Below are 26,761 nucleotides of genomic sequence, written 5' to 3' on the forward strand. Positions count from 1 at the left end.
CACAGACCTTAGGCTGTAAACTCCACCCAGGCGCCATGGGCATGGGCGGTGCCGAGCAAGGCAGGCTCCTCTCCGCCGGGCCAATGGCGCACGGTCAATTCATGCCGGAAGGTCTGGCGGTTGGTTTCCAGCATGACCCATGCCAGCCGCCGCGAGGCATCGGCCTTCGCGCCCGCCTGCGCCATCAGCGCCTCGATCCGCGCCCGGGTTTCGGCCGGCAGATATTGCCAGACGATGGAATGGAAGATCACGCGCGTGGTGTCTTCCTCCTGCGGTGCCGCCAGCCGCTCGGCCACGAAGTCGCCCGCATCCATCTGCACCACGTCCGGCGCGCGCTGGGCCGCAAGCGCAATCGCCGCATCGATCCGCCCTATCCGCTCGGTCACCTCAGCCCAGACATAGGACTTCAGCCGCAGCGCCTGTTCCGGATCGGCCAGGTTCATCGGCGCGCGATCGCATCCCCTGATGCCGACGATCTCGACCCCGGCCCACGGCGGCGGGGCCCCCCGCCATTCCGGCACGATCCGCATCGGCGAATCCGCGGGGCCAGCGGTCGTCCCGCCAAGGTCGAAGAAGAAGCGCTCCATCATCGTGTTGACGCCAGCGCTTGCGCCCAGCTCGTTCAGCTCGAAGCGCGGGCCAATGCGGACCGAAAGCCACAGCAGCGCCGCCATGATCGAGGCCGACCGCCCAGCCTCATTGGTCTGCGGGGGGCCGTCCAGCCACGGCAAAAGCTCCGCATCATGCTCCCGGGTCACCGCCAGCACCAGCGCATCGACTTGCCCCTGATCGGTCACCTCGCCGCGATAGACCGGCGCCAGCCGCATGTCCTTGCCGGTCAGCACCAGATTGTGATGTCCGCCAGCCAGCCGCAATGGCAGCGCATCTTCCAGCGGCTTTCCCGGCCACGCAGCGATTCGCCTGCCCACCTCGGTTTCGCGATCCAGCAGCCGCAATTGCGCCCGCACCACGCGGCCAGTGCAGGGTGCACCATTGTTCGTGGCGTGGTCTGCCTGCCATTCTATGGCCTTTGCGACCTGTTCGATCTCCATGATCGGGTTCATTCGGTTGCCCTTTGCGCCGTGCTGCCATAAGGGCGGCGGGTTATGTCCACCGCCGCACCGCTCGTTTTCGCCCTGCCCAAGGGTCGCATCCTCGACGAGGCCCTGCCTCTGCTCGAGAAGGCCGGGATCGTGCCCGAGGCCGATTTCTTTAACAAGGCCTCGCGCGCACTCTCCTTCGCCACGAACCGCGACGACGTGAAGATCATTCGCGTCCGCGCTTTCGACGTGGCGACCTTCGTCGCGCATGGCGCGGCGCATGCCGGCGTGGTGGGATCCGATGTGATCGACGAGTTCGACTATGCCGATCTCTATGCGCCGGTTGATCTCGACATCGGGCACTGCCGCCTTTCGGTGGCCGAGCCGGTCAGCATGGTGGAATCGGGCGCGAACGCGCGCGAAAGCCACGCCCGCGTGGCGACCAAGTACCCCAACCTGACGCGGCGGCATTTCGAAAAGCTTGGCGTTCAGGCCGAAGTCGTCAAGCTCAACGGCGCCATGGAGCTGGCCCCCTCGCTGGGCCTCGCCAGCCGCATTGTCGACCTGGTGTCGACCGGTCGGACGCTCAAGGAGAATGGCTTGGTCGAAACCAGCCAGATCCTGCCCGTCTCGGCCCGCCTGATCGTCAACCGGGCCGCGCTCAAGACTGACAGCGCCCGCCTCGGCGCACTGGTCGATGCTTTCCGCGAGATGGTCGCCACAAGGAAGGCCGCCTGATGCTGCGCCTCAAGTCCAGCGATTCCGGCTTCGCCAAGGCCTTCGCCCGCCTCGTCAAGGACCGCCGCGAGAGCGACGAGAACGTCGCGCGCGACGTGCAGACGATCATCGATGACGTGCGCATTCGCGGCGACGAAGCGCTCGCCGAATACACCGCCAAGTTCGATGGCCACGCTCCGGCAGATGACGACTGGCGCATTTCGCCCGAAGCCTGCCGCGAAGCCTTCGACGCGCTGAAGCCCGATCTTCGCGCCGCGCTCGAACTCGCCGCACAGCGCATCCGCGACTATCACCGCGCCCAGTTGCCGGAGAATCGCGATTATACCGACGCCAGCGGCATGCGCCTCGGCGCACGGTGGAGCGCTGTAGATGGCGCCGGGCTTTATGTCCCCGGCGGCCGCGCAGCCTATCCCTCGTCGCTGCTGATGAACGCCATTCCGGCCAAGGTCGCTGGCGTCGAGCGGCTCGTCGTCGTCACGCCGACGCCCAAGGGGGAGGCCAACCCGCTGGTTCTGGCCGCAGCCCACCTTGCCGGTGCCGACGAGGTCTGGCGCGTGGGCGGGGCCCAGGCCGTGGCCGCGCTCGCCTATGGCACCGGCCGGATCAAACCTGTCGATGTCATCACCGGACCCGGCAACGCCTGGGTAGCCGAAGCCAAGCGCCAGCTGTTCGGCGTGGTCGGTATCGACATGGTCGCAGGGCCATCCGAAATCCTCGTGATAGCGGACGCGAAGAACGATCCGCAGTGGATCGCCGCCGACCTGCTCAGCCAGGCGGAGCACGACCCGGTGGCTCAGTCGATCCTCATTACCGACGATGCCGCCTTTGCCGATCAGGTGGCGGACATGGTCGGCGTCGAGATCGCCATGCTGCCAACGGCCAAGGTCGCCAAGGCCAGCTGGGACGATTACGGCGTCATCATCGTCGTGGACTCGCTTGACGAAGCTCCCGCGCTCGCCAACGCCCTTGCCGCCGAACACGTCGAGATCGCGACCGACGATCCGCAAGCCCTGTTCGACAAGATCCGTCATGCCGGCTCGGTCTTCCTTGGCCGCATGACCCCCGAAGCCGTCGGCGATTACGTCGCCGGGCCGAACCACGTCCTGCCCACCGGGCGCCGCGCGCGCTTTTCCTCGGGCCTTTCCGTTCTGGATTTCATGAAACGCACCAGCTTTATCGAGGCGACTGACGCCGCGCTTGCCGCCGTTGGCCCCGCCGCCATCGCCCTTGCCGAAGCCGAGGGCCTTGCCGCCCACGCCCGTTCGATCGAAGTGAGGCTGGGCCTGTGAACGCGATCTCGGGCAAGGCCCGCGCCGCCTCGCGTCTTGCCGCGGTGCAGGCGCTCTACCAGGTCGACATGGAGAAGACCGCGCTGCACCTGCTGCTGGACGAGTTCCACCAGCACCGGCTGGGCGCGGAGATCGAGGACGTCGAATACCTCAAGGCCGACGTCGCCTTCTTCGATGATGTGGTGAAAGGCGTCGACGCCCGCCGCAACGAGATCGACCTGCTGCTCTCGTCCAAGCTGGCGAAGGGCTGGTCGCTCGCCCGGCTCGACAAGACCATGCTGCAGATCCTGCGCGCCGGCTCCTATGAACTGCTCGCCCGCAAGGACGTGCCGGTGGCAACGGTCATCACCGAATACGTCGATGTCGCCCACGCCTTCTTTGAAGAGCGTGAGGCGAAATTCGTCAACGGCGTGCTCGATGCCGTGGCCAAGGACGTGCGGTAAGAGAAAGCTCCTCCCCGTTTTCCCGAAGGACAAAGGGGGAGGATTTCCAAACGCTACAACCGCTCGGCATGCCAGCGGATGTGGTCTTCCATGAACGTGGAAATGAAGTTGTAGCTGTGGTCGTACCCCGGCTGCAGCCGCAGCGTCAGGTCAACGCCGGCCGCCTTGCACGCCGCGTCCAGCAGTTCGGGCCGTAGCTGCTCCACAAGAAACCCGTCGGCATCGCCCTGATCGACCAGCACCGCGCCTGCGGGCCGCTTGCCATCCTCGATCAGCGCCACGGCATCATGGCTGCGCCATGCCGCACGGTCATCGCCCAGATAGCCGCCCAGTGCCTTGTGGCCCCACGGCACCTGCCCCGGCGCGACGATGGGCGCGAAGGCCGAAAGCGACTTGAACTTCTCCGGGTAGGTCAGCCCCAGCGTCAACGCGCCGTGCCCACCCATGGAATGGCCGGTGATGCCCATCCGATCCAGATCGACCGGGAAGTTCGCGCCCAGCAGGGCGGGCAGTTCCTCGGCGATGTAGTCCCACATGCGGTAGTGCTGTGCGAACGGCTCCTGCGTGGCATTCACATAGAACCCCGCGCCAAGGCCGAAATCGTAGGCCCCATCCGCATCGTCGGCCACGCCTTCGCCACGCGGCGAGGTATCAGGCGCGACAAAAACGATGCCGAGTTCGGCGCACGCCTTGCGGTATTCGCCCTTGTCGGTGACGTTGGCGTGGGTGCAGGTCAGCCCCGAGAGGTAGACCAGCACCGGAAGCTTAGCTCCGTCCACCGCCTGTGGGGGCAGGAAGACCGAAAAGGTCATCCCCGTCCCCGTCGAGGCGGACTCATGCTTGTAGACACCCAGCGTTCCGCCGTGCGCCTTCGATGTCGAGACCGTTTCGAGTGTCATCAGGCGATGATGTCCAGCGCGCACAACTTGTTGCCGGCGGGATCACGCAGATAGGCAAGGTAATAGGGCGAGCCTTCACGCGGTCCCGGCGGGTCTTCGCAAGCCGTTCCGCCATTGGCGACGCCAGCGGCGTGCCAGGCGTTGGCCTGTTCGGGATTCATGCGGAAGCCGATGGTACCACCGTTGGCGCCGCAGGCCGGCTCGCCATTGATCGGCTTGGTCACGATAAAAAGGCCGCCGTTGTGCTGGTAGATCAGGCGTCCCTTGGGGTCCGTGATCGCCTCTGGCCCACCGAACGCGGCGAAGGTGGCATCGTAGAACTTCTTGGCAGCGTCGATATCGTCGGCGCCGACCATGACATGGCTGAACATAGGCTCTCTCCCGTTGACAGGTTGCAGCGGCAAGAGAGCTAAGCCACTGGCTTGTACGGTCAAGCGTCCCTGCGGGAATTCTTTGTTGCCATTTGGCCTCAAGCCAGAGGGTCAAGCACGCCAAGCAAGGCGACTGCGCCGACAACGCCAAGACCCGCCGCAAATTCCAGCACAAGGGAACGGCGCAGGCGCGCAGTGGCGCCAGGCTCGCCTCGTTCGAGCGCCGGGACGATCCGCCAGCGGTTGCCTGCAGCCAGCGCCAGCATGACGGCGAACAGCGCCAGCTTCACCGCAAGTATGCTGAACCAGCGCGCCTCGAACATCATCGGCCATCCGGCAATCGCCAGCGTGTTGAGCAGGCCGGTCAGGATGAGGACCGCCACCACCACGCTCCCGGTGCGGGCAAATCGTGCGAGTGCGCCAGTATCTGCCCCCTCGCGCGAGAAAGCCGAAGTGACGAACACGGCCAGAGCGCCGATCCATGTCGCTGCGGCAAGGACGTGCGCCACGTCCGATACCCGGTGAAGCGCCATTTCGCTGGCGCCAGCGTGGCCGGTCCACGCCACCGAGCCGAGCGCAACGCTCCCCGCCAGCGCCAGAATCGGCAGGCGCAACACGCGCAACGGCACGAAGCAGGCGAGGAACACTGCGGCGAGCGCGGTCAGCCGCCACTCCATGACCTTGCCCAGCGGCGTCTGCGCCAGCACGACCTCTGCCGTCGCCTGATCGAGTTCGGCCAGAGTGATGCCGGCCATGGCGGCAACGCTTTCAAGCGCCCACCATGCAGAGGCAAAGGCCGCGACGATGGCCAGCAGGGCCAGCACGAGGCGGGCGCGGAAAGCCAGCACCTGCCCCGCTGCCAGCGCATGCAGGGGCACGCCCGCCACGAGCAGCAGCGCAAGATACGCCGCTGCGCGTGCGGCCAGAAGGCCAGTCGTTTCCACGCCCCCGGGCCCTGTCAGCGAACCGTGAAGGCGTACTGGCCCTCGATGCGGTGCTGGTCACCGGCAACGGCATGCCACTTGAGGTTATAGGTGCCGGCAGGCAGCGCGCGCGGCAGGGTAACGGTCAGGACCTTCCCCGATGCAACGCTCTTGAAGCCCTTGATCGGCATCGGCGCGTGGTTGGCCATGCCGGGCATGCCGGTCATCACCAGTTCGATGCCCGAGAGCGGGCCGACCAGCTCTTCAGAGAACGTCAGGGTCAGCTTGGTCGGCTTGGCCACGGCGGTGTTCGGCGCCGGGTTCGACGAAAGGAGCTTGGGATGGGCAAAGGCTGCGCCGGGCAGGGCCAGCATGGCAAGGGCGGGAGCAGCAAGGAGCGCAAGACGGCGCATGGGAAGTCCTTTCGGGTTGGGATCTGCAGTGTGATACGCAGAGCGTGGGACCATCCCTCAAGCCATAGCGCAAATTTTGTCTTGAGGGATTTGGCCCGGGCGCGCGTAATGGGAATCGCGTGGAAAAAGGAAACCAGCCAGCAATGGCCGATATCGACGAACTCTTGGGCGCTCTTGCCGCCAGAGCGACACCGCCTTCGCTCTCCATCATCGATGACGAAGTGATGCGCGGGCTCACCCGGAGGCGCGAGAGCGCCACGGCACGGCGCGGCATGGTGATGGCCGTGGCGATAGCCGCTGTCGTCGGGATCGTCGGCTCCGTCGCGCCCGCGGCTCCGGCACAGGCAGAACCCCTGTTCGGCGTACCCTCGGGCGCGCCCTCGCACCTGCTGGCGGACTGATGGGCGCGGCCATGCGCTATGTCGTGGTGGCGGTGGTCTCGGCCGCCGTCGCCCTTGCCGCCAGCCACTTTGCGCGTGGCTTCATGCCGATGCAGCACGGCAGCGAACTCCACCAGCTGATGCACGAGCGACTCGATCTCTCCGCGCAGCAGAACCAGGAGATCGACCGGCTCGAGGCGGAATTCGCGAACACGCGTCGCACGCTGGACGATCGCCTGCGCGCCTCGAACGCGGACCTTGCCCGCGCGATCGAGAGCGAACACCAGATCGGCCCGAAGGTGACCGGCGCAGTCGATGCCTCGCACATGGCGATGGGCGAGCTGCAGAAGGCGACACTGGCCCATGTCTTTGCCATGCGTGCAGTGCTCAAGCCCGATCAGCAGGCGATCTTCGACCGCGAGATCGCCCGCGCCCTGACTTCGCCCGACCGCCCTTCCCCCGACCGCCGCTGATCCAGTGGCGGGGGGCGACGCTCCAGGGGAAAGCGACCCACAACTGGTCGCAAGCGCGCTTGCGGGCCGGCAGAGCGCCTATGCAACGCTGCTCGCACGCCATCGCGAAGCCGTGTTCCGGCTCGCCCGTCACCACGCCGGCGACGAGGGCGAGGCACTCGACATAACGCAGGAAGCCTTCATCGCCGCCTTTGCCTCGCTGGCGAAGTTCGACGCCGCACGCCCGTTTCGGGCCTGGCTGATGCGCATTGCCGTCAACAAGTGCCGCGACTGGGCGCGGCGTCGTGCGGTCCGACGGCTGTTCCGCATGGCGCGGCCCCTGGAAGATGCCTTCGATGTTGCCGATCAGAACCTCGATCCCGAGGCGCAAGCGATCTCGCAGGCCGAACTGGCCCGCGTCTCGGCTGCCATCGCTGCACTTCCAGCCAATCTCAAGGACCCGCTGATCCTGTGCCGCCTCGAAGGGATGAGCATGGCCGAAGCTGCCGACGTGCTCGGCCTGACCGAGAAGGCCGTCGAGACGCGGATCTACCGGGCGCGGCAGAAATTGTCGGAACTGCTTGAGGGATAACCCGTCTTCCTGCGTAATCGCAGGTAATGACCGACATGCTCCATCTCAACCGCCGCAACCTGCTTCTCGGAGCCGGTGCCCTCGCCGCAACGCCGCTTGTCCCTGCCTGGGCGCAATCGGGCCACGGTGGTCATTCTCGTGAAGGCGGCGCCATGGCCGGGCGCAACACCGGCGGCGTCCTCTCGGGCGAGAGCATCGCCCTGTCGATCGGCGCGGCCAGTTTCGCGGTGGGGGACCGTTCCGCCCCGGCCATCGCGGTCAACGGCTCGATCCCCGCCCCGCTCATCCGCCTGCGCGAGGGGCAGAAGGTGCGCATCGCCGTCAGCAACACGCTGGCCGAACAGAGCTCGATCCACTGGCACGGGCTGCTCGTGCCGTTCCAGATGGATGGCGTGCCCGGCCTGTCGTTCCCCGGAATTGATCCGGGCGAGACTTTCACCTACGAGTTCCCGATCGTGCATTCGGGCACCTTCTGGTATCATTCGCACTCGGGAATGCAGGAGGCCGAAGGGCTCTATGGCCCGATCGTGATCGACCCGGCCGAGCCTGACACCGCCGCCCCGTTCGACCGCGAATACGTGCTGATGTTGGCGGACTGGAGCCCGATGAACCCGCACGAGCAGCTCCGCAAATTGAAGGCCATGGGCGGCTACTTCAATTGGCAGCGGCAGACCGTCGGCGGCTTGCTGAAAGGCAAGGACCAGAGCCTGAAGGAGCGGCTCGAATGGGCAAAGATGCGCATGGATGCGACCGACATCTCGGACGTCACCGGTGCGACCTACGCCTTCGTCATCAACGGGCACGATACCGCCGCCAACTGGACCGCGCTGTTCCGCCCCGGCGAACGGGTCAAGCTGCGCATCATCAACGCCTCGTCGATGACCAACTTCAACTTCCGCATCCCCGGCCTGCCGATGACTGTCGTCGCGGCCGACGGCTGCAACGTCCAGCCGGTCGAGACGGATGAGTTCCAGATCGCGATTGCCGAAACCTACGACGTCATCGTCCAGCCGACCGACTCCGCCCCCTTCGGCATCATTGCCGAAGCGATCGACCGCTCCGGGCTGGTGCGCGCCACGCTTGCGCCGCAGATCGGCATGGCCGGTCCCATCCCTGCCCGCCGCGCCCGCCCGGTGCTCACCATGCGCGACATGGGCATGGACATGAGCGGAATGGACATGGGGACGGGTGGCGAGATCGACCTGTCCCAGCCCGCCAACGAAAGCATGGCCGGCCATTCGATGAAGATGCGCGATCTATCGCTCGCACCGGGCGTCAAGCCGGGGCCGGGCGTCGCCACGATCTCGCCGATGCCCGCAGACCGCCTGGCCGACAAGCCGACCGGCCTCGAAGATGTCGACCATCGCGTGCTGACCTATGCCGATCTGCGCTCGCGCGATGCCAATCCCGACCGGCGCACGCCCACGCGCCAGATCGACGTGAACCTGACGGCCAACATGGAACGCTACATGTGGTCCATCGACGGCGAGACCATCTCCGATGGCGCCAAGCCGATCCCGTTCCGCACGGGCGAACGGGTTCGCGTCAATCTCATCAACCACACGATGATGCCGCACCCTATCCACCTGCACGGCCACTTCTTCGAACTGGTCACGGGCGAACCGGGCAACCGTCCGCGCAAGCACACCGTCAACGTCCTGCCCGGCGGCAAGGCCAGCTTCGACCTGACGGCCGATGCCGAGGGCGACTGGGCCTTCCATTGCTACATGCTGCTGCACATGCATGCCGGGATGATGCGCGTCGTCACGGTACGCGCTGCGGGAGACGCAGCATGAAGCGCCTTCTGCTCGCCGGTGCAGCCCTGATCGCCACGCCATCGCTCGCGCAGGAAGCGCAGGACCCTCACGCCGGCCACGACATGAGCCAGATGCAGGGCATGGACCATTCCGGGCACGACATGAACGCCATGAACGACCAGCCTGCTGACGGGGCGGCAATGCAGGGCATGGATCACTCCATGCACCAGCAAACCGCGCCCGATGCGCCTCAAGCGGGCACGCCGATGGATCATTAGGCCCACATGGGCCACACCATGCCAACGGTATCCGACAGCGAAGTCGGCAACGCGCCCCCGCCGCCCGTCCCGACCGACCATCCCGCCGATGCCTTCTGGGACAAGCAGCGCATGGCCCAGGCCCGCGCCGATCTCTCGAAGGAAGGCCGCTTCTTCGGCAACGCGCTGATCCTCGACCGCTTCGAATACCGCCCCCGCAATGGCACGGACGGCTATGCCTGGCAGGCCATGGGCTGGATCGGCGGCGATATCGACCGGCTGGCCGTGGAAACCGAAGGCGAAGGAGCGTTCGGCGAACCCCTCGAGACCGGCGAAGTCCGCGCCGCCTGGCGCCGCGCCCTCGATCCGTGGTGGAACTTCGAACTCGGCGTGCGGCAGGATTTCGGTGCCGGACCGGACCGGACCTACGGCGTGGTCGGCTTCGAAGGCCTTGCCCCCTACTGGTTCGAGGTCGGCGCCCACGCCTTCGTCTCGAACAAGGGCGACGTGCATTTCCGGCTTGAAGCGGAACACGACATGCGCCTGACCCAGCGCCTCATTCTGCAACCTTCGATCGAGATCGACGCCTCCGCGCAGGACGTGCCCGAACTCGGCATCGGCGCGGGGATCGAGAAGATCGAACTGAGCACCCGTCTGCGCTACGAGTTCGCCCGCGAATTCGCCCCCTATGTCGGCGTCCATTGGGAGCGCAAACTGGGCGAAACGGCCCGGCTGGCACGGCTCGAAGGCGAAAGTCCATCGCAGGTCAGCGCCGTCGTCGGCGTGAGGATGTGGTTCTAGCGCAAACCCGGCCGAATTCGTATCCGGCTTGCCCGCCCGCGGCGCAACGTGCGACAAGGCGGTGATGCAGCGAGACTTTTCATGAATCCGGGTCATAGCGGCGTGATCGCCCAGACCATTCAGCTGGCACTGGCCCCGGTGTTCGTCCTCGTGGCGATCGGGAACATCATGAACATCCTGACGACGCGGCTCGGCCGCATCGTCGACCGCTCACGCGCGCTGCAAAGCCAGCACGCCGAGACCACGGGCCGGGAGCACGATCTTGTCGTGATCGAGATCCGTTACGTCGATCGCCGCATCCACCTCATCGGCAGGGCGCTGTTGCTGCTGGTGGTGTCGGGACTCGCCATCGGCGTTACCGTGGGATCGCTGTTCATCGGCGAAATGGCCGGCCTCGAACTGCGCAACCTCACCGGCATCACCTTCTTCGGCGCCATTGCCCTGCTGATGATCGCGCTGGTCTACCTTCTGCTGGAAACGCGCATTGCGGCACGTTCCCTGCGCCTGCCGCAGGGGCTGCTCGAGCTCGAACGCGACATCCCGCACCAGCAGTAAATTGCCGGGCGATTGGCGCTGCAAAATGATCGAAATGGTAAAGCCCGACGCGGCGCGAACGTTGTCGCATCCTCTCCCAAGGCCGCGTCGGGCAACGTTTACCCGGGCTGAATAGCGCATCCCCAAAGGACTGTCACAAACAATCCGCGATCGTCCGCAGCATGGCGCAAACCTGATGCAAACGCACAACACCCTGCCTGCCGCACAAGCAGAAAGGCCCCGCATCGCTGCGAGGCCTTTTTGCATTCGGTCCGTCGGGAAAGGTCAGTTGACCTTCTTCACCGTCTTCCTTTCCGGCGCGATCGAGATCCTCACCGTTTCCCCGTTGTTGCCGGGGAAGTCGGTAAACATCGCCTCGACGAGGTTCGGCACGACATAGGACAGGCGATTCGAGGACGAAGCTGCTTCAGCCTTGCCTTCGAACAGGCGCTGGCCATCAGCGCGGCGATCGATCTTGAGGTCCATGCCCGAAGTGTAGACGGTCACGACATCGACGCTGTTACCCCAGCCGGGACCGCCGAAGAAGAACGGATCGTTCCACCCCCAGCCCCAGCCACGGCCGTAGAAGCCTGCGCGGCCCCAGCCTCGACCATAACCCGGGCCCCAGCCGCCCCAGCCACCCCAACCGCCCCAGAACGGGTCGGCAAAGCCGGTGGAACGGACGCGGTCACGCCCGCCATCGATGCCGTAGTCGAACTTGACCAGCAGGTCGGCATTTTCAGGAGCGGCGGGCTGATAGCCCAGCTTCTCCATCTGCTTGCCCACCAGCGATGCATACTGCGCGAACTCGAGCCCGCCTGCATCCCTGGGATCGTCGGCGACGACCGCGAAGGTCTGGCCAGCGGGTGCCGGCAACTGCGCCTGGAAGCGCTTGACGTCGGCCTTGAACGGCGTGGCGCACCCGGCGAGCGAGACGAGCATCAGCGAAACTGCCGAAAGCCCCAGAAGCCGGCGCTTGCCGGAAGAAGAGGGCTTCACTTGCGAAACGGAATTCATCCTTGCGACTCCTGTTATGCGTCCGCCGCCCCTTGCCAGACACACGCACTGCATAGCATGCCGCCTTTTTGGACGGGAAGTGCTGAATGCACGTTGAATGGTGCCTGCAACATATGTTGCAGGCACGTAATGTTTTGCAACGAACTGACGGAAAATCAGCCTCTTACAAGGCCCAATGCCTGATAGGTCCGGGCGAGGGTCGGCGCAGCAAGGTCACGAGCCTTCAGCGCGCCCTTGGCAAGGATCGCGTCCAGCGCCTCGCCATCCTCGCGCAGTTGGCGATAACGTGCCGCCATCGGCGACAGCGTCTCGACCAGCAGTTCGCCCAGTGCAGGCTTGAACTGACCGAAGCCCTTGCCTTCGAACTGCGTCAGAACCTCGGCGGGACTGATCCCGGCCATCGCCGCATAAATACCGACAAGGTTGTTCGCCTCGGGCCGTCCGGCCAGCCCTTCGACGGTGCCCGGCAGCGGTTCGGGATCGGTCTTGGCCTTCTTCACCTTCTGGATGATCGCATCGGCATCGTCGGTCAGGTTGATCCGGCTCATGTCCGAAGGATCGGACTTGCTCATCTTCGCGCTGCCATCACGCAAGCTCATGATGCGCGCAGCCTCGGGCGGGATGATCGGATCGGGCAGCGTGAACAGCGGCGCGTCTTCTGAACAGAAGTCGTTGTTGAACTTCTGCGCGATGTCGCGCGCCAGCTCGAGATGCTGCTTCTGGTCCTCGCCCACCGGGACGTGCGTTGCCTGATAGAGCAGCACGTCGGCCGCCTGCAGCACCGGATAGGTGAACAGCGCCACGCTCGCGCCCTCGCGGTTCTTGCCCGCCTTGTCCTTCCACTGCGTCATGCGGTTCAGCCAGCCCATCCGCGCCGTGCCGTTGAGCAGCCATTGCAGCTCGGCATGGGCGGGCACCTGCGCCTGGTTGAACAGGATCGACTTGTCGGGATCGATCCCGCACGAAACCAGCGCCGCCACCATTTCGCGCGTGTTTGCCGCCAGTTCCGCGGGGCTATGCGGCATCGAGATCGCGTGAAGATCGGCAAGGAAATAGAGGCATTGCCCACCCTTGGCCGACCACTCGTCCTGCATGCGCACCCAGTTCCGGATCGCACCCAGGTAATTGCCGAGGTGGAGATTGCCGGTGGGCTGGATGCCGGAAACGATACGCATTTCAGTGCCTTCAGTTGGAGCGGCGACGCCGCAGGAGAAGCTTGAGATCGTCCACCCGGAATGCTCCGGTCAGGACGGCGGCAAGGCCATAGACGACGACCCCGGACGTGACCAGTGCAGCCATGGCCGCCACGCGAATGGTCCACGTGCCATGGACATAGGGCATCACCAGCCCCTGCCCTGCCCACAGCACCGCGCCCATTGCCAGCGCCGCCAGCGCCAGCCGAAGGGTGCGCCGCTTGAGACGTGCATCGGCGGCAAAGTGCCCGCGCTTGACCAGCGTGTGATAGAGCAGCCAGACGTTGACGGTCGAGGCAATTGCCGTCGCCAGCGGCGGCCCCATGTGCCTCAGCGGCACGATCAGTGCCAGATTGCCGACAAGGTTCACCACCATCGAGATCGTGGCATAGCGCACCGGAGTCTTCGTATCCTGCCGCGCGTAGTATCCCGGCGTCAGGACCTTCACCAGGATGTAGCTCGGCAGCCCGATAGAGAACGCGGCCAGCGCCTGCGCGGTGAAATGCGTATCCATCGCGTCGAACTTGCCATAGCCGAACAGCGCTGCCGCAATCGGCTCGCCGCACAATACCAGCGCCACCGTTGCGGGCAGCGTCAGCAGCAGCGCCAGCTCCATGCCCCGGTTCTGCGTTTCCATCGCTGCCACTTCCTCGCCCCCGCCCAACTGGCGCGAGATCGTCGGCAGCAGCACCGTGCCAAGGCCGATGCCGATCAGCCCCAGCGGCAACTGGTTCAGCCGGTCGGCCATGTAGATGTAGGTGACCGAACCGTGATCGAGCAGCGATGCGGCCAGCGCGGTCGAGATTACCAGGTTGATCTGCACCGCGCCTGCCCCTGCCGCCGCCGGCAGGATCAGCTTGAGCAGCTGCTTCACTTCAGGTGAAAGCCGCGGGCGGCGCAGCCGCAGCCGCACGCCATTCCGGCGGCATGCCCAGGCCAGCCACGCCAGCTGCAGCGCGCCCGATACCGAAACGGCAATCGCCTGATTGCGCGCCGTCACCAGCGGATCGTCCGAATGGAAGCCCAGCAGCGCCACGATCAGCGTCAGGTTCAGCAGGATCGGCGCCGCTGCGTTCACCCAGAACTTGCCCAGCGAATTGAGGATGCCGCCAAACAGTGAGACGATGCTGATCAGCATCAGGTAGGGGATCGTCCAGCGCGACAGCTCGACCGCATAGGCGAACTGGTCGGCGCTCACCCCGTTGAACTTGCCCGACAGAAGCAGCGTCACCGGCCAGGCGAAAACTTCCAGCACCACCGTCATGAACAGCAGCACCGGCAGCAGCACGGCAAGCGCGGCTTCCGCAAAGTCCAGCCCGTCACGCAGGCCCTTGCCCTCGGGATCGGCGACCTTCTTGTTGAACATCGGGATGAAGGCGCTGGCAAACGCGCCTTCGGCGAACAAGGCGCGGAACATGTTGGGCAGCCGGAACGCGACAAGGAATGCGTCCGAGGCAAACGCCGCGCCGACGAAGCGCGCGAACAGGCTGTCGCGCACCAGTCCCAGAATGCGGCTGAGCAGGGTCAGTCCGCCAATCGATCCGGTGGCCTTGAGGAGGTTCATGGGCGCATCCCTCGGGCCACCGGATTCAGTCTGTCAGATCAGGCCTGGCCAGCCGGAGTCGCTTCCGCGGTCGCCTGTGCCTGCGCGAGTTGCTGCATGTACAGGCCGTTGAAGTCGATCGGCTCGAGCATCAGCGGCGGATAACCGGCATCGCGCACGGCATCGGCGACGATGCGGCGGGCAAACGGGAACAGGATGCGCGGACCTTCGGCGAACAGGAACGGGTGGGCCTGGTCATCGGGCACGTTGCGCATGCCGATGAGGCCGCAATAGGCCAGTTCCACGATGAACGCGGTGCCCTGCGTGCCCTTCGAGGTCACGTTGATCTTCAGCTCGATCTCGTGGATTTCCGGCTGGATCACGCGGGCCGAGATGTTGAAGTCCACGGCGATGTCGGGCGCTTCGCTCCACTGGTAGGATTCGGGCGCGTTGGGGTTCTCGACCGAAAGGTCCTTCACGTACTGCGAGATCAGGCCGATCGCGGGCGAAGTGTCTTCCCCATTCGGAACGGGGCCATCGACATTGAGATTCGAAATGATGTTGCCTTCGTCGGCCATGTCAGACGTGCTTTCTGTGTGGGTTTCCCTTGGCCGCGCGCCTAGCATCATGCCCCAAGGGCCGCAATCCGCCTTTGTCTGGCGCAACGAGGCCACAACCTGACGAGATTCTTTGCCAAGGGATGAGCCCAAAGGGTCATGCACGCGTTGTTCATTTGTAATCCGTACCTATTTGAGGCACGTTGGCATGACGCCGTGAGCTCAGGTCTTCCGATCCGGGGCCATGGACAGTTCGGGAATCTTGCGCGTGATTGTTCAAATTGTGATCCTGGCGATGATTGCGGCCTTTCTGGGCCTGCGCCTCTACTCCGTCCTCGGCCGCCGGCCCGAGCATGACGAGGAGCCGATGCGCCGCCGGATCGAACAGCCCGATCCCTCGGCTAAATCGCAGCAGCAGCCGGTCCAGCAGCAGGGCGGTTCCGCCGCTCCTCGCCCGCGCGAACTTGCCGCACCTGCCCCCAGCACGTTTGACAACAGCGCCGAAGCCGGCGTCCGCGCAATCATCTCGGCCGATCGCCGCTTCGATGTCGCGCAGTTCCTGGCAGGGTCGAAGGGCGCCTATACCATGATCCTCGAAGCCTTCTGGCGCGGGGACAAGAACGATCTGCTCCAGCTCTGCGACGCCGACGTCTACGAAGGCTTCAGCTCGGCCATCGATGCCCGCGCTCAAGCCGGCGAGACGATCGACGCCCGCGTGATTCGCATCGAGGAAGCGCGCATCGTCGCGGCCTCGATCGAAGGACAGACCGCGCGCATCACCGTCCGCTTCCTCGCAGACATTGCCTCGGTCACCCGGAACGCAGAAGGCACCGTCATTGCCGGCTCGCTCGACGATGCGATTGAAGCGCGCGATCTGTGGACCTTCCGCCGCGATCTCACCTCGCGCGATCCCGACTGGCTGCTCGACGAAACCGACGAGGCCTGAGGCTTCAAGTGAGGGGCATTCAAGGGTTCTGCAAAACGAAGAGCGCTGCGATCATCGCGGCGCTCTTTCTGCTTGGCGGCTGCGTGCGCCTTGTGCCCGAAGGCAGTGCTCCGCGCCCGGTCACGCCGCGAACCCCGCCTGCGGTAAAACCCGCCACCGCCGCGCTCACCGGCGTCATGCGCGGCCCCGTCGTCGCAGGCCTCGGCTTCAAGCCCGACAACACCGCCGCCGCGCTGCAGGCCTTTACCACATCCTGCCCCCGGCTGACGAAGCGCACCGACAATTCCGGCCTCACCCGCCCAGAGGACTGGGCTCCCGCCTGCGCCGCCGCCGCCACCTGGCCCGCGGGCGAATCCGCGCGCTTCTTCGCCACCTATTTCGAAACCGCCGAAGTCGGCGATGGCGCGGCCTTCGTCACCGGCTATTTCGAACCCGAGATAGCCGGATCCCGCACCCGCCAGCCGGGCTTCGACGTGCCGGTCTATGCCCTGCCGAAGGACTTGGTCCGCGCCAAACCCGGCGACGCGCAGCCCCTGCCCGACGGCAAGATGCCATTGGGCCGCTATGATGACGCGGGCGTCTTCACCGCCTATCACGATCGCGGCCAGATCGAGGACGGCGCCCTGCAGGGCAAGGGCCTCGAACTGGCATGGGCGGCCGATCCGGTCGAATTCTTCTTCCTGCAGATTCAGGGCTCGGGCCGTCTGCGCGCGCCTGATGGCAGCGTGATCCGCCTCGGCTTTGCCGGGCAGAATGGCCATGCCTACACCGGCATCGGCTCGCTGATGCGCGAGCGCGGCTTGATCGGTTCCTCGCCGGGGCAGTATTCCGGCTCGATGCAGGGCATCCAGCAATACCTGCGCGATTTCCCCGACGCCGGACGGCAGCTGATGCGCCAGAACCGCAGCTACGTCTTCTTCCGCGAATTGACCGGCCCCGGCCCGGTCGGAGCGCTCAACGTCCCCATCGCCGGGCGCAGCACCGTCGCCGCCGATCCCGCCTTCGTGCCCTTGGGCGCGCCCGTCTGGCTGCAGGTGGACCGCAAGGAAGCCAGCGGGCTGTGGGTGGCGCAGGACACCGGCGGCGCGATCCAGGGTGCCAATCGCTTTGACAGCTTCTGGGGCGCAGGCCCCGAAGCCCGCCAGATTGCCGGCGGCATGAGCGCAAGGGGCCGCGCCCTCATCCTCCTGCCCAAGGGGACGCTGGCGCGTCTCGGCCAGCAGTGAGGAAGGCTCCCCGAGGCCTCTCGCCCGAGGAGGCCGACCTGTGGAACAAGGTCGCCGCCACGATCACCCCGCTCCACCCGCCGCGCCCCAGGGCGAAAGCGGTTGAGGCCACGCCCGCCAGCTCGCTCCCGACACCTGTGCCCGTAAAGCGGTTGAAAGGCCGCGTGCCGCCCCCGCTGCCCACGCCAGCGCCCACGCCCGTTGCCCGACCACTACAAAGCCACGGCCTCGATTCCAGCTGGGACCGCAAGCTGGCGCGCGGAAGCATCACCCCTGACGTGACCATAGACCTCCACGGCCTCACCCTCGACGCCGCCCACGCCCGCCTCACCGCCAGCATCGCCCAGGCCCTCGCCATGGGCGCCCGCGTCATGCTCCTCATCGCCGGCAAACCCCGCCCCCACGACGAACAGGACCAACGCGGCAACCGCCGCGGCGCCATCCGCGCCAAGCTGCTCGACTGGCTGGCGCATAGCCCGCATGCGGGGCAAATCGCGGCGGTAAGGCCCGCGCAGCCGAGGCATGGGGGTGCGGGCGCGGTTTACATTGTGCTGCGGAAGGGGCGTTGATCCTGTCCCCAGATCCTCCCTGTTTTTGCAAAGCACAAACAGGGAGGAGTCATTCGCGCCAGCGAATGACGGAGCGGGATCTTCCCCCGGATCAACCTATCAGGCCACAGAGATGCCCTTGGCGCGCTTAAACGTGCCGATCTTTTCACCGATCTCCGACGCAAAAAGTTCGATGTAGGCGTCCGTCAGGCCCATACTTCCACTGGGATGCGGCAAGGCGACAATCGCCAAGTCCGTGAAGTCCTGAAAGCCAAGCCGGAACTTCTTCCCGTCGAATTCTTCTTTCCGCTCAAATCGAAGCGGTGCCACTTCCGGGCCGAATATTTCCTCCATGATCGGCTTGACCCTCGAATCTTGCAGGTATTCGATTTGCTTGATGCCCATGAAGATAAGCAATGCAGGGCGATACTCACGCATGAGGCCAAGAAAGTTTGATCGGTTTCCGTCAGACAGGAACTTCTCATAATCTGAGACTTGGTTGCCCATATCGTCGCACCAGTTGGTCTGTAGGACGGATTTGTCGAAATCAGAGAAACCACCCGCTTCTCCGAGAGGGTGGCCGAACATGGCAAACCACTTATGAATGCGGCGATCGTAGGGTGAGTCCCACCCTTTGGAATGGAATGTCTGAATGGAAGCCAGATGCTCCTTCACCGCAGCATATCGCTCCACGTCGTTTTCAAGCGCTTCGTCTTTTGCTGAATAGCCCCACTCATAGCCACAAATGACAAGGCCACCTTGACCGTTAAAGTCAGGGAAGATTGAGTGACCAACATTGAAGTCCGAAGGATTGTACGCCTCATTCATATTGCTTTTCTCCGTTCGCCCCAGCGGCGTAACCCCACAGGCTTTAGGTCCCGTTTAGCGCCCAAAAATATCGGCAGCATTATAACGACAGCCAATTTGAAGTCGCACACTCCCATCGTCTTTCCCGCGCAGGCGGGAATCCAGCGACAAGCCAACACCGTCGCAGCGCGACGTCAAACCTTGCGCCATCTGGATTCCCGCCTGCGCGGGAAAGACGAGAATGTTGCGTTCCATCTTGACAAAACGAACCATATAGGTTATACGCCCCGCCCACAGGTCAGGAGGGGGCACAAGGCCAACCCGCTCCTCTCCCTTCGGACGCCGACACATCGTGAAGGCATCCGGCGTGATCGGTGCGGCAGGTGCGCAGCGGGTTCAACGAGGGGCGAGCCCCAAGACCCACCGGGCAATCCCTGCCGTTACCCAAGGACAGACAGGACACCCCAGGGCTGATAGCACGGCGCCGAACCCTGAGCGACGCTGCGGATGCGGAACCCGCCTGACTTGCGTGACAAAGTCTGCGCAAACGACAGGTTCTTTTCACGCAGCCGCTTGCCAGAAGCCAAGGCAGTACGCGAGCCGCTGCCAAGGTTTCGTCCTTTCACAAGTGTCCGCCCTCAGGCTGAGCCGACCAGGGGTTCGGAACCGTCCCCCGGCCACTCGCAACCGGTCCCGCGCCCCATCCCTTGCGTGCCACAACGGCACCGCACCGGTCGCGCGATCTGTGATTTCCCCCCGGCGTTACCGTCCGCACTCGCCAGCGGATGACCTCTCGCACCAAGAAGCATTGCGTCCCCGCGAAGGCGGGGACCTCGGTGTTCTTACAGAACCTCACAGTAAACCGACTGAGGCCCCCGCCTTCGCGGGGGCGCAGCGGGGTGGGCAAACCCCGCGCGCCATCGCTGCTACTTCTGGCACTTCGCGCAGAAGAAGCTCGACCGCCCGCCCTGCACGATCCGCTCCACCGTGCCGCCGCAGGCGCAAGGCTCACCCTCGCGGCCATAGACGGCAAAGTCCTTGGCGAAATAACCCAGTTCGCCATCGGGCCGGGCATAGTCGCGCAAGGTCGATCCGCCCGCGAGGATCGATTCCTCGAGCACCGCCTTGATCGCCGGCACCAGCAGCTTCAGCTCGCCCGGCTTGACCCGCCCCCCTTCGCGCGCCGGATGCACCCGCGCGCGATAAAGCGCCTCGCACACGTAGATATTGCCCAGGCCCGCCACGATGCGCTGGTCGAGCAGCAGCAGCTTCACCGCCGCGATCCGGCCCTTGAACGCTGCCGCCAGCAGCTTCGGCGTCAGGTCCGGTCCCAGCGGCTCCGGCCCCAGAGCGGCAAATGGCGGCCAGCTTTCCAGCCTGTCGCTGTCAACCAGATCGACCGAGCCAAAGCGCCGCGCATCGTTGAGCGAAAGCACCCGCCCCTCGCCCGTCTCCAGCACCAGATGATCGTGCTTGCCGATGTCGTCGGGATCGATTCGCCAGCGCCCCGACATGCCGAGATGGAACACCATCGTCCGTTCGCGATCGGTGTGGATCAGGCCATACTTCGCGCGCCGCGAAAGCCCGGTCACCCGCGCACCGGTCAGCGCCTGCGCCAGATCGACCGGAAACGGTCGCCGCAGGTCGGCCCGGTTAACCCGCACGCTGCGGATGACCTGTCCCTCCAGCACGGTTGCAAGGCCGCGAACGGTCGTCTCTACTTCGGGTAGCTCTGGCATATCCCCTCCACCCCTAACAGTCTTTGCCGTCCGGGCAATTCCCCACTAAAGGGCCAAGGCATGACCGCATCTGAAACAGCCCAAGAGACAGCTTCGTTCGGCTACGAAGACATCCCGGCAGAAGAGAAGGAAGGCCGCGTCGGCGCGATCTTCTCGAACGTCGCGCGCAAGTATGACGTGATGAACGATGCCATGTCGGTCGGCATGCACCGGCTGTGGAAGGACAAGTTCGTGCGCCGCGTGCGCCCCCAGCCGGGCGAGGCAATTCTCGACATGGCCGGCGGCACCGGCGACATTGCCTTCCGCATGGCCAAGCACGGCGCGCAGATCACCGTGTCCGACATCAACCAGGACATGCTCGATGTCGGCATCGAACGCGCCGCCAAGCGCGGGCTGGAAGGCCTGGAATGGTCGCGCCAGAACGCCGAGGAACTCACCTTCCCGACCCGCGTGTTCGACGCCTACACCATCGCCTTCGGCATCCGCAACGTGACGCACATCGACCGCGCCCTTGCCGAAGCCCACCGCGTGCTGAAGTTCGGCGGCCGCTTCTTCTGCCTCGAATTTTCGACGACAGAATGGCCCGGCTTCTCGGAAATCTACGACGCCTATTCGCACAAGCTGGTGCCCAAGCTCGGCCAGATGATCGCGGGCGACGAGGATTCGTATCGCTACCTGATCGAATCGATCCGCCGATTCCCGCCGATGCCGGAATTCGAGAAGATGATCCAGGCCGCCGGCTTCAAGCGGACCAAGGTGGAACCCATCCTCGGTGGCCTCGTCGCGATCCATTCGGGCTGGAAGGTCTGATCGCTTGACCCTTCCCGCCACGCATATCCGCCGCCTGCTCGGCTGGGGCCGCACGCTTGCCCGGCACGGCGCGCTGCGCGGGATCGAAAGTGATCCGAACACGCCCTCGCCCGTCCGCACCCTGTGCAAGGTTGCGCGTTTCGGCACGATCCAGCCCAGGACGCCCGACTACGCCGGTGCCTTCCGCGCGATCGGCCCGGCTGCGATCAAGCTCGGCCAGACACTCGCCACCCGCCCCGATCTCGTGGGCGAGGAAGCGGCGCACAACCTGCTCGCCCTGCAGGACCAGCTCCCCCCGGTCGATTTCGCGCTGATCCGCGCCGAAATCGAGCGCTCGTTCGAAAAGCCGCTCGAGAGCCTGTTCTCCTCGTTCGATCCGGTGCCGGTGGGCGCGGCCTCGGTGGCCCAGGTCCACCGCGCGGTGACGACCGAAGGCCGCAAGGTCGCGGTCAAGATCCTGCGCCCCGGCGTGCGTGAGAAGTTCGCGCGCGATATCGACACCTACGAATGGGCCGCCGCCCATCTCGAAGGCTTGGGCGGCGAAGCATCGCGCCTGCGCCCGCGCATGGTCATCGCCAATTTCAAGCGCTGGACGGTGCGCGAGCTTGATCTGCGTCGCGAAGCCGCCTCCGCCTCGGAACTGGCCGACACGATGCGCGCGCACGCAGGGTATCGCGTGCCCGACATCGACTGGGATCGCACCAACGGCAGGGTCATGACGCTCGACTGGATCGACGGCGTCAAGATCAGCGACACCGCCGCACTCGATGCGGCAGGCCACGATCGCAAGGCGCTGGCCCAGCGCCTCGTCCTCGCCTTCCTCACCCAGGCGATCAACGGCGGGTACTTCCACGCCGACATGCATCAGGGCAACCTGTTCGTCGAACCCGATGGCACCATCGTCGCCATCGACTTCGGCATCATGGGCCGGATCGACCGCCGCGCCCGCCAGTGGCTCGCCGAAATCCTCTATGGCCTGACGACCGGCAACTATCGCCGCGTCGCCGAAATCCACTTCGAGGCGCAATACGTGCCGAGCTATCACTCGGTCGACGAATTCGCCACGGCCCTGCGCGCCGTGGGTGAACCGATGCGCGGCAAGCCGGTGTCCGAACTCTCGGTCGGCCAGATGCTCGATGGCCTCTTTGCCATCACCCGCGATTTCGACATGCAAACGCAGCCGCACCTGCTGCTGCTGCAGAAGACCATGGTCATGGTCGAAGGCATCGCCACCCAGCTCGATCCCGAGATCAACATGTGGGAAACCTCGGCGCCGTTCGTGCGCGCCTGGGTGCGCGACGAGCTCGGCCCCGAAGCCGCGATAGCCGACCGCGTGCGCGAGGATACGCAGACTCTGCTGCGCATCCCCGACCTCATCCGCCGCATCGAAGACCGCTTCCCGCCCAAGGGCGGCGCACCCGAGGCGCCGCCGCTGCCAAAGGTCGAACTGATGTGGCAGCGCAAGCGCCGCAAGCGCGGGCCCGGTGTGCTCGGCCAGATCCTCACCTTCCTGGCGGGCGGCGCGCTGGTCATCGGCACCCACGCCCTTGGCTGGTGGGGCTGAGAAGACCGCTCCCTTGAGCCATAACCTATCGCACCTGCGCCTGCCCAAGCGCCACTTCCACGCGCTCGATCTGTCGCGCCTGCTCGCGGCGATCATGGTGTTGTTCTGGCATTACCAGCACGTGTTCGTGCCGCCGGTGCCCTATCATGTGCACGTCAATCGCGCGATCCAGCCGTGGTACGAAACGCTCTCGTGGTTGTACAACCATGGCCACACCGCCGTGCAGTATTTCTGGGCGGTCTCGGGCTTCGTCTTTGCGCATGTCTATCTCGCCGATGCCAATTACAGGGCGCGGTTCTGGCTCGCCCGCATTGCGCGCCTCTGGCCGCTGCACCTGCTGACGCTTGGCCTGATGGCGATCCTGCAAGGCATCTATGTCGCCCGCACCGGCACCGAGTTCATCTATCACACCAACGACCTCAAGCACTTCCTGCTGTCGATCCCGCTGATGCAGTATTGGGGCTGGCAGGATAACCAGTCGTTCAACGGCCCCTCGTGGTCCCTGTCGACCGAGATCCTCGCCTACCTCGTCTTCTTCCTCGCCATCCCGGCGCTGCGCCGCGCGCCGCTGGCGCTGGCCCTGCCACTGGGCGCGCTGCTGCTCTACGGCATGCTGAAGGAACTGCCCAACAAGGACGTGCTCGCCTGCATCGGCTACTTCATGCTCGGCTGCGCGGCTTATGGAGCGACGCTGAAGGGCTGGCTCCGCCCGGCCACGCTCCTGCCGCTGGGCCTTGCCCTGCTGGCAAGCGCCTTCATGCTCAAGGCCAACTACCGCAGCGGCGATGCCGCCACCATCGCAGGCACCTACGCAGTCCTGTTCCTCACCCTTGCGATCGATCTCAACGACGAGAAGGGACGCCTGCAATTCGGCCAGAAGCTCGGCGATGCCTCATACGGCATCTACCTCTGGCACATCCCGATCCAGCTGGCGCTGGTCCTGATGATCGATTCCACCGGCCTGACGCGCGACATCGCCCGCCAGCCCTGGTTCCTGATCTTCTTCGTCACCCTCGCCATCGCCGCAGGCTTCATCAGCCACGCCAAATTCGAACGCCCCGCCCAGCGTGCCGTCTTCGCGCTCTGGGCTCGGTGGAAGGCGCGAGGCTCTGAAGCCAGCTGAAGTCAGGGCCTGTCCGCCACGTATTCGTTCCCGACAAAGCAAATCTTGAAATCGCCCGAGTCTGCCGTTGCGTAAGTCACCGCTGCCATCAAGGCCGCCAATCGCTCGTACTCCTTCTTGCCCTCGCGCACGTTCTCCGGCCAGAAGACGACTTCACCGTTCCGCACTCTCAAGACCGAGCCTGCAGCAAATCCGCAGTGCCGTTCCAATGCTGCTGCGAATTCCTCGACAGACGAGAAATCGGCCCGCTTCGGCATACCCTCAAGCAATCCGCGCTTGCGCAGGGTTTCCTTTGTCTCCGCAAGCCAGAGTGCCTTGGCTCGCGCATACTTCCGCTCGATGAATGCACTACCCAGCGCCTCCTCCTCAAAGGCGACGTCCGCACGACTGGCAACAGTCTCGATGCATTCCAGATGCTCGGTTTTCGCACCTGCCGCCTTTTCAATGGTGATGACGTAACCCTGCACAAGATCGTCATAGGCCATCGAGATCCCCGCAGCGTTCAGGCCACACGCAACAAGACCCTCGCGTAAAACCTGTTCTTCCGCAGCAGGGGGCATATCGCCAGCAACCATCATCACCCCGCAATCTCCTCCAGCCGATGATGCGGCAGCATCCGCCACGCCGCGACCATCAGCACGACGTGCGCCGCCTCCACCGCCATCGGCACCTGCCATCCCGGATAGGCGCCCGTCACCACGAGATCGATCGCGCGGCCCACGAACGAGGTGCCGAACAGCAGCGCCGGGACCAGCATCAGGTCCGCATTCCTGCGCCACGCACCCCACATCATGCAGAACGCCGCGACGCCGAAGAACGAGGTGAAGTCCGCGCGGATCGTCGAAACCCCGCCAACCCCGGTCGCCGCGATGCCAAAGCCCGTCGCCGCCTGCTCGGGCCCGGTCAGAAAGCCTATGGCCAGGAACAGGTCGAACAATCCTGCCAGGAACACCAGCGCCGTCAGTATCAGTCTCATCACCAGGTCCCCCGTTATCGTCTGGATGAGTGTGCCCCAAGACTTCCCCCCAAGCAAAAGGATTGCGCGCGAGCCCCCGCCATTGCACAAGCCCCGTCCATGAAGGGAACACGCATCCTCCTCATCGTCGGTGGCGGCATCGCGGCCTACAAGTCGTGCGAACTGGTCCGGCTGCTGCGCAGGGAAGGCGCGGACGTCACTTGTGTCCTGACCGAGGGCGGCGCGCACTTCGTTACCGCCATGACTCTGGCTGCCTTGAGCGAGAACCCCGTCCATACCACGCTGTGGGACCTCAAGAACGAGGTCGAGATGGGCCACATCCAGCTCTCGCGCCAGGCCGATCTGGTTGTCGTCTGCCCGGCCACGGCAGACCTTCTCGCGCGCATGGCTGGCGGCATTGCCAACGACCTTGCCACAACGCTCTTGCTCGCAACCGACAAGCCGGTGCTCGCCGTCCCCGCCATGAACGTGCGCATGTGGCAGCACCCCGCCACGCAGCGCAACGTCGCCACCCTGCGCGGCGATGGCGTGAGCGTGATGGAACCCGACGAAGGCGCGATGGCCTGTGGCGAATTCGGCCCCGGCCGCCTCCCCGAACCACCCGCGATCCTGCTCGAGATCGAGCGCGCGCTGGAGCGTGCTTCGACAAGCTCAGCACGAGCGGAGACAGGGGACGCCGCCTTCCATACCCCCGCTCATCCTGAGCCCGTCGAAGGATGCCTCACCGGCAGGCACGTGCTCATCACCGCAGGCCCCACGCACGAACCGATCGACCCGGTGCGCTACATCGCCAACCGTTCGAGCGGCAAGCAGGGCTATGCCATCGCCGCCGCCGCCGCGAAGGCGGGCGCGAAAGTCACGCTCGTCTCCGGCCCGGTCAACCTGCCGACCCCGCCCGGCGTCACCCGCATCGATGTCGAAACCGCGCGCCAGATGGCCGCTGCCGTCGATATGGCGCTACCGGCCGACGTCGCGATCATGGTCGCCGCCGTGGCCGACTGGCGCAGCGCCGGCGAGGCCGCGCAAAAGATCAAGAAGGATGGTTCGGGCCAGGTTCCGCCGCTGCAGCTGGTCGAGAACCCCGACATCCTCGCCACGCTTTGCAAGTCCGAACGTCGCCCGCCGCTGGTTGTCGGCTTCGCCGCCGAAACCAACGACGTGCTCGACCACGCCAAGGCCAAGCTTGCCCGCAAGGGTGCGGACTGGATCGTCGCCAACGATGTCGCCACGCACCAGATGGGCGGCGAGATCAACGCCTTGCACATCGTCAGCGCGAGCGGCGTCGAAAGCCTGCCCGAACTCCCCAAGGACGCCGCCGCGGCGCTCCTGATCGAAAGAATTGCCGATGCACTCGCCTGAAATCCCCGTGCTCGTAAAGCGCCTGCCCCACGGGTTGGATTTGCCGCTGCCGGCCTATGCCACAGATGGCGCGGCAGGCATGGATGTGGTCTCGGCAGAGGACATCGATCTTGCCCCCGGCGCGCGTCACGCCGTCGCCACGGGCCTCTCGGTCGCAATTCCGGCGGGCTACGAAATCCAGGTCCGTCCCCGCTCCGGCCTCGCGCTCAAGCATGGTGTCACCGTGCCCAACACCCCCGGCACGATAGATTCAGACTACCGTGGCGAGTTGAAGGTGATCCTCATCAACCACGGCAGCGACAGCTTCTCGATCCGCCGGGGCGACCGCGTTGCACAACTCGTCGTCGCACCCGTCACGCGCGGGACGTGGGTAGAGGCGGATACGCTCGACCATACCGCGCGCGGCGAAGGCGGTTTCGGGTCCACCGGCGGGTTGGCTTCGCTGCAAGGCTGAGGCCGTCGCC

General features: G+C 65.4%; 32 protein-coding genes. 18 read left to right on the forward strand and 14 right to left on the reverse strand.

The window, feature by feature from the left end:
- Positions 1-8: 8 nt before the first annotated feature.
- Complete coding sequence (locus tag AC3WLM_RS06495) at positions 9-1,064, reverse strand: DUF2332 domain-containing protein (RefSeq protein ID WP_492476930.1); 1,056 nt, start codon at positions 1,062-1,064, stop codon at positions 9-11.
- A gap of 42 nt (positions 1,065-1,106) precedes the next feature.
- Between AC3WLM_RS06495 and hisG the strand changes: the two genes are divergently transcribed.
- The 3 genes from hisG to nusB are packed head-to-tail and all read left to right on the forward strand — an operon-like array spanning position 1,107 to position 3,510.
- Positions 1,107-1,778 (forward strand): ATP phosphoribosyltransferase, encoded by a 672-nt coding sequence (gene hisG, locus AC3WLM_RS06500; protein ID WP_039331545.1) that lies wholly within the window; start codon positions 1,107-1,109, stop codon positions 1,776-1,778.
- Positions 1,778-3,067 (forward strand): histidinol dehydrogenase, encoded by a 1,290-nt coding sequence (hisD, locus tag AC3WLM_RS06505; protein ID WP_492476931.1) that lies wholly within the window; start codon positions 1,778-1,780, stop codon positions 3,065-3,067. Before hisG ends, hisD begins: the two co-directional genes overlap by 1 nt.
- Positions 3,064-3,510 carry a transcription antitermination factor NusB gene (gene nusB, locus AC3WLM_RS06510; protein WP_039331541.1) on the forward strand — a complete coding sequence of 149 codons (447 nt, stop codon included), beginning with the start codon at positions 3,064-3,066 and terminating at the stop codon, positions 3,508-3,510. Before hisD ends, nusB begins: the two co-directional genes overlap by 4 nt.
- A 53-nt stretch (positions 3,511-3,563) precedes the next feature.
- Here the strand turns inward: nusB and fghA are convergent, their stop codons facing one another.
- From fghA to copC, 4 genes are all read right to left on the reverse strand, one after another.
- The gene (gene fghA, locus AC3WLM_RS06515; RefSeq protein WP_039331539.1) at positions 3,564-4,409 is read right to left on the reverse strand and encodes an S-formylglutathione hydrolase; all 846 of its coding nucleotides are present in this window, start codon (positions 4,407-4,409) and stop codon (positions 3,564-3,566) included.
- Entirely contained in the window at positions 4,409-4,780 is a 372-nt protein-coding gene (locus tag AC3WLM_RS06520; RefSeq protein WP_039331537.1) for a VOC family protein, read from the reverse strand. Before AC3WLM_RS06520 ends, fghA begins: the two co-directional genes overlap by 1 nt.
- 98 nt (positions 4,781-4,878) lie before the next feature.
- Positions 4,879-5,724, reverse strand: coding sequence for a copper homeostasis membrane protein CopD (copD, locus tag AC3WLM_RS06525; RefSeq protein WP_492476932.1), 846 nt, complete (start codon positions 5,722-5,724; stop codon positions 4,879-4,881).
- Positions 5,725-5,738: 14 nt separating this feature from the next.
- On the reverse strand, positions 5,739-6,116 hold the full coding sequence (copC, locus tag AC3WLM_RS06530) for a copper homeostasis periplasmic binding protein CopC (protein WP_062343729.1): 378 nt from the start codon (positions 6,114-6,116) through the stop codon (positions 5,739-5,741).
- 143 nt (positions 6,117-6,259) lie between these two features.
- Between copC and AC3WLM_RS06535 the strand changes: the two genes are divergently transcribed.
- The 7 genes from AC3WLM_RS06535 (at position 6,260) to AC3WLM_RS06565 (ending at position 10,910) form a co-directional block, all read left to right on the forward strand.
- A complete protein-coding gene (locus AC3WLM_RS06535) occupies positions 6,260-6,517 on the forward strand; it encodes a hypothetical protein (protein WP_492476933.1) in 258 nt (85 codons plus the stop codon).
- Positions 6,517-6,969 (forward strand): Spy/CpxP family protein refolding chaperone, encoded by a 453-nt coding sequence (locus AC3WLM_RS06540; RefSeq protein WP_052241936.1) that lies wholly within the window; start codon positions 6,517-6,519, stop codon positions 6,967-6,969. The genes AC3WLM_RS06535 and AC3WLM_RS06540 overlap by 1 nt, the downstream gene beginning before the upstream one ends.
- 4 nt (positions 6,970-6,973) lie before the next feature.
- Positions 6,974-7,540, forward strand: a complete 567-nt coding sequence (locus AC3WLM_RS06545; RefSeq protein ID WP_052241933.1) for an RNA polymerase sigma factor — start codon at positions 6,974-6,976, stop codon at positions 7,538-7,540.
- A 26-nt stretch (positions 7,541-7,566) separates the two neighbouring features.
- The gene (locus tag AC3WLM_RS06550) at positions 7,567-9,336 is read left to right on the forward strand and encodes a copper resistance system multicopper oxidase (RefSeq protein ID WP_492476934.1); all 1,770 of its coding nucleotides are present in this window, start codon (positions 7,567-7,569) and stop codon (positions 9,334-9,336) included.
- Positions 9,333-9,575, forward strand: coding sequence for a hypothetical protein (locus tag AC3WLM_RS06555; RefSeq protein WP_492476935.1), 243 nt, complete (start codon positions 9,333-9,335; stop codon positions 9,573-9,575). Before AC3WLM_RS06550 ends, AC3WLM_RS06555 begins: the two co-directional genes overlap by 4 nt.
- Positions 9,576-9,593: 18 nt before the next feature.
- Positions 9,594-10,355, forward strand: coding sequence for a copper resistance protein B (locus tag AC3WLM_RS06560; protein WP_492476936.1), 762 nt, complete (start codon positions 9,594-9,596; stop codon positions 10,353-10,355).
- Between the two features lie 81 nt (positions 10,356-10,436).
- Complete coding sequence (locus AC3WLM_RS06565; RefSeq protein ID WP_197423594.1) at positions 10,437-10,910, forward strand: DUF2721 domain-containing protein; 474 nt, start codon at positions 10,437-10,439, stop codon at positions 10,908-10,910.
- A gap of 264 nt (positions 10,911-11,174) precedes the next feature.
- On the opposite strand, the gene AC3WLM_RS06570 is transcribed toward AC3WLM_RS06565, so the two are convergent.
- The 4 genes from AC3WLM_RS06570 to secB all read right to left on the reverse strand — a co-directional run bounded on the left by AC3WLM_RS06570 (position 11,175) and on the right by secB (position 15,220).
- Positions 11,175-11,906: a DUF4136 domain-containing protein gene (locus AC3WLM_RS06570; protein WP_492476937.1), complete on the reverse strand. Its 732-nt coding sequence runs from the start codon at positions 11,904-11,906 to the stop codon at positions 11,175-11,177.
- A 155-nt stretch (positions 11,907-12,061) separates the two neighbouring features.
- Positions 12,062-13,081 carry a tryptophan--tRNA ligase gene (gene trpS / locus AC3WLM_RS06575; protein ID WP_492476938.1) on the reverse strand — a complete coding sequence of 340 codons (1,020 nt, stop codon included), beginning with the start codon at positions 13,079-13,081 and terminating at the stop codon, positions 12,062-12,064.
- A 10-nt stretch (positions 13,082-13,091) separates the two neighbouring features.
- Entirely contained in the window at positions 13,092-14,663 is a 1,572-nt protein-coding gene (gene murJ / locus AC3WLM_RS06580; protein WP_492476939.1) for a murein biosynthesis integral membrane protein MurJ, read from the reverse strand.
- A gap of 38 nt (positions 14,664-14,701) precedes the next feature.
- A complete protein-coding gene (gene secB, locus AC3WLM_RS06585; protein WP_062347274.1) occupies positions 14,702-15,220 on the reverse strand; it encodes a protein-export chaperone SecB in 519 nt (172 codons plus the stop codon).
- Between the two features lie 247 nt (positions 15,221-15,467).
- Between secB and AC3WLM_RS06590 the strand changes: the two genes are divergently transcribed.
- The 3 genes from AC3WLM_RS06590 to AC3WLM_RS06600 are packed head-to-tail and all read left to right on the forward strand — an operon-like array spanning position 15,468 to position 17,940.
- Entirely contained in the window at positions 15,468-16,145 is a 678-nt protein-coding gene (locus AC3WLM_RS06590) for a Tim44/TimA family putative adaptor protein (RefSeq protein ID WP_156452174.1), read from the forward strand.
- An 8-nt stretch (positions 16,146-16,153) separates the two neighbouring features.
- Positions 16,154-17,371: a murein transglycosylase A gene (gene mltA, locus AC3WLM_RS06595; RefSeq protein WP_492476940.1), complete on the forward strand. Its 1,218-nt coding sequence runs from the start codon at positions 16,154-16,156 to the stop codon at positions 17,369-17,371.
- Entirely contained in the window at positions 17,368-17,940 is a 573-nt protein-coding gene (locus AC3WLM_RS06600) for a Smr/MutS family protein (RefSeq protein WP_492476941.1), read from the forward strand. The genes mltA and AC3WLM_RS06600 overlap by 4 nt, the downstream gene beginning before the upstream one ends.
- Before the next feature lie 99 nt (positions 17,941-18,039).
- Here the strand turns inward: AC3WLM_RS06600 and AC3WLM_RS06605 are convergent, their stop codons facing one another.
- From AC3WLM_RS06605 to mutM, 3 genes are all read right to left on the reverse strand, one after another.
- Positions 18,040-18,747, reverse strand: coding sequence for a hypothetical protein (locus AC3WLM_RS06605; protein WP_492476942.1), 708 nt, complete (start codon positions 18,745-18,747; stop codon positions 18,040-18,042).
- Between the two features lie 54 nt (positions 18,748-18,801).
- The gene (locus AC3WLM_RS06610) at positions 18,802-18,999 is read right to left on the reverse strand and encodes a hypothetical protein (protein ID WP_492476943.1); all 198 of its coding nucleotides are present in this window, start codon (positions 18,997-18,999) and stop codon (positions 18,802-18,804) included.
- 653 nt (positions 19,000-19,652) lie between these two features.
- Positions 19,653-20,465: a bifunctional DNA-formamidopyrimidine glycosylase/DNA-(apurinic or apyrimidinic site) lyase gene (gene mutM, locus AC3WLM_RS06615; protein ID WP_039338649.1), complete on the reverse strand. Its 813-nt coding sequence runs from the start codon at positions 20,463-20,465 to the stop codon at positions 19,653-19,655.
- Positions 20,466-20,525: 60 nt separating this feature from the next.
- Between mutM and AC3WLM_RS06620 the strand changes: the two genes are divergently transcribed.
- The 3 genes from AC3WLM_RS06620 to AC3WLM_RS06630 are packed head-to-tail and all read left to right on the forward strand — an operon-like array spanning position 20,526 to position 23,962.
- Positions 20,526-21,275, forward strand: coding sequence for a class I SAM-dependent methyltransferase (locus tag AC3WLM_RS06620; RefSeq protein WP_492476944.1), 750 nt, complete (start codon positions 20,526-20,528; stop codon positions 21,273-21,275).
- Positions 21,276-21,279: 4 nt separating this feature from the next.
- Entirely contained in the window at positions 21,280-22,839 is a 1,560-nt protein-coding gene (gene ubiB, locus AC3WLM_RS06625) for a 2-polyprenylphenol 6-hydroxylase (protein ID WP_193827220.1), read from the forward strand.
- Positions 22,840-22,852: 13 nt separating this feature from the next.
- Positions 22,853-23,962, forward strand: a complete 1,110-nt coding sequence (locus AC3WLM_RS06630) for an acyltransferase family protein (RefSeq protein ID WP_492476945.1) — start codon at positions 22,853-22,855, stop codon at positions 23,960-23,962.
- 2 nt (positions 23,963-23,964) lie between these two features.
- On the opposite strand, the gene AC3WLM_RS06635 is transcribed toward AC3WLM_RS06630, so the two are convergent.
- Together AC3WLM_RS06635 and AC3WLM_RS06640 are read right to left on the reverse strand one after the other, a co-directional pair.
- Complete coding sequence (locus tag AC3WLM_RS06635; protein WP_492476946.1) at positions 23,965-24,447, reverse strand: hypothetical protein; 483 nt, start codon at positions 24,445-24,447, stop codon at positions 23,965-23,967.
- 92 nt (positions 24,448-24,539) lie between these two features.
- Complete coding sequence (locus AC3WLM_RS06640) at positions 24,540-24,938, reverse strand: hypothetical protein (protein WP_427466378.1); 399 nt, start codon at positions 24,936-24,938, stop codon at positions 24,540-24,542.
- Between the two features lie 99 nt (positions 24,939-25,037).
- Here AC3WLM_RS06640 and AC3WLM_RS06645 point away from each other — a divergent pair, with 99 nt between their 5' ends.
- Both AC3WLM_RS06645 and dut read left to right on the forward strand, forming a co-directional pair.
- Positions 25,038-26,297: a bifunctional phosphopantothenoylcysteine decarboxylase/phosphopantothenate synthase gene (locus AC3WLM_RS06645; RefSeq protein ID WP_492476947.1), complete on the forward strand. Its 1,260-nt coding sequence runs from the start codon at positions 25,038-25,040 to the stop codon at positions 26,295-26,297.
- Positions 26,284-26,751, forward strand: a complete 468-nt coding sequence (gene dut, locus AC3WLM_RS06650; protein WP_492476948.1) for a dUTP diphosphatase — start codon at positions 26,284-26,286, stop codon at positions 26,749-26,751. The genes AC3WLM_RS06645 and dut overlap by 14 nt, the downstream gene beginning before the upstream one ends.
- Positions 26,752-26,761 lie beyond the last annotated feature (10 nt).

This window comes from Novosphingobium sp. FW305-C-30-35 (assembly GCF_058783135.1).

Excerpts from the sequence above, each read along its gene's own strand:
- AC3WLM_RS06495 (WP_492476930.1), bottom strand. The coding sequence starts at position 1,064 with ATGAACCCGATCATGGAGATCGAACAGGTCGCAAAGGCCATAGAATGG.
- hisG (WP_039331545.1), top strand. The coding sequence starts at position 1,107 with ATGTCCACCGCCGCACCGCTCGTTTTCGCCCTGCCCAAGGGTCGCATC.
- hisD (WP_492476931.1), top strand. The coding sequence starts at position 1,778 with ATGCTGCGCCTCAAGTCCAGCGATTCCGGCTTCGCCAAGGCCTTCGCC.
- fghA (WP_039331539.1), bottom strand. The coding sequence starts at position 4,409 with ATGACACTCGAAACGGTCTCGACATCGAAGGCGCACGGCGGAACGCTG.
- AC3WLM_RS06520 (WP_039331537.1), bottom strand. The coding sequence starts at position 4,780 with ATGTTCAGCCATGTCATGGTCGGCGCCGACGATATCGACGCTGCCAAG.
- copC (WP_062343729.1), bottom strand. The coding sequence starts at position 6,116 with ATGCGCCGTCTTGCGCTCCTTGCTGCTCCCGCCCTTGCCATGCTGGCC.
- AC3WLM_RS06535 (WP_492476933.1), top strand. The coding sequence starts at position 6,260 with ATGGCCGATATCGACGAACTCTTGGGCGCTCTTGCCGCCAGAGCGACA.
- AC3WLM_RS06540 (WP_052241936.1), top strand. The coding sequence starts at position 6,517 with ATGGGCGCGGCCATGCGCTATGTCGTGGTGGCGGTGGTCTCGGCCGCC.
- AC3WLM_RS06550 (WP_492476934.1), top strand. The coding sequence starts at position 7,567 with ATGACCGACATGCTCCATCTCAACCGCCGCAACCTGCTTCTCGGAGCC.
- AC3WLM_RS06555 (WP_492476935.1), top strand. The coding sequence starts at position 9,333 with ATGAAGCGCCTTCTGCTCGCCGGTGCAGCCCTGATCGCCACGCCATCG.
- AC3WLM_RS06560 (WP_492476936.1), top strand. The coding sequence starts at position 9,594 with ATGCCAACGGTATCCGACAGCGAAGTCGGCAACGCGCCCCCGCCGCCC.
- AC3WLM_RS06565 (WP_197423594.1), top strand. The coding sequence starts at position 10,437 with ATGAATCCGGGTCATAGCGGCGTGATCGCCCAGACCATTCAGCTGGCA.
- AC3WLM_RS06570 (WP_492476937.1), bottom strand. The coding sequence starts at position 11,906 with ATGAATTCCGTTTCGCAAGTGAAGCCCTCTTCTTCCGGCAAGCGCCGG.
- trpS (WP_492476938.1), bottom strand. The coding sequence starts at position 13,081 with ATGCGTATCGTTTCCGGCATCCAGCCCACCGGCAATCTCCACCTCGGC.
- murJ (WP_492476939.1), bottom strand. The coding sequence starts at position 14,663 with ATGAACCTCCTCAAGGCCACCGGATCGATTGGCGGACTGACCCTGCTC.
- secB (WP_062347274.1), bottom strand. The coding sequence starts at position 15,220 with ATGGCCGACGAAGGCAACATCATTTCGAATCTCAATGTCGATGGCCCC.
- AC3WLM_RS06605 (WP_492476942.1), bottom strand. The coding sequence starts at position 18,747 with ATGAATGAGGCGTACAATCCTTCGGACTTCAATGTTGGTCACTCAATC.
- AC3WLM_RS06610 (WP_492476943.1), bottom strand. The coding sequence starts at position 18,999 with ATGGTTCGTTTTGTCAAGATGGAACGCAACATTCTCGTCTTTCCCGCG.
- mutM (WP_039338649.1), bottom strand. The coding sequence starts at position 20,465 with ATGCCAGAGCTACCCGAAGTAGAGACGACCGTTCGCGGCCTTGCAACC.
- AC3WLM_RS06620 (WP_492476944.1), top strand. The coding sequence starts at position 20,526 with ATGACCGCATCTGAAACAGCCCAAGAGACAGCTTCGTTCGGCTACGAA.
- AC3WLM_RS06635 (WP_492476946.1), bottom strand. The coding sequence starts at position 24,447 with ATGGCCTATGACGATCTTGTGCAGGGTTACGTCATCACCATTGAAAAG.
- AC3WLM_RS06640 (WP_427466378.1), bottom strand. The coding sequence starts at position 24,938 with ATGAGACTGATACTGACGGCGCTGGTGTTCCTGGCAGGATTGTTCGAC.
- AC3WLM_RS06645 (WP_492476947.1), top strand. The coding sequence starts at position 25,038 with ATGAAGGGAACACGCATCCTCCTCATCGTCGGTGGCGGCATCGCGGCC.
- dut (WP_492476948.1), top strand. The coding sequence starts at position 26,284 with ATGCACTCGCCTGAAATCCCCGTGCTCGTAAAGCGCCTGCCCCACGGG.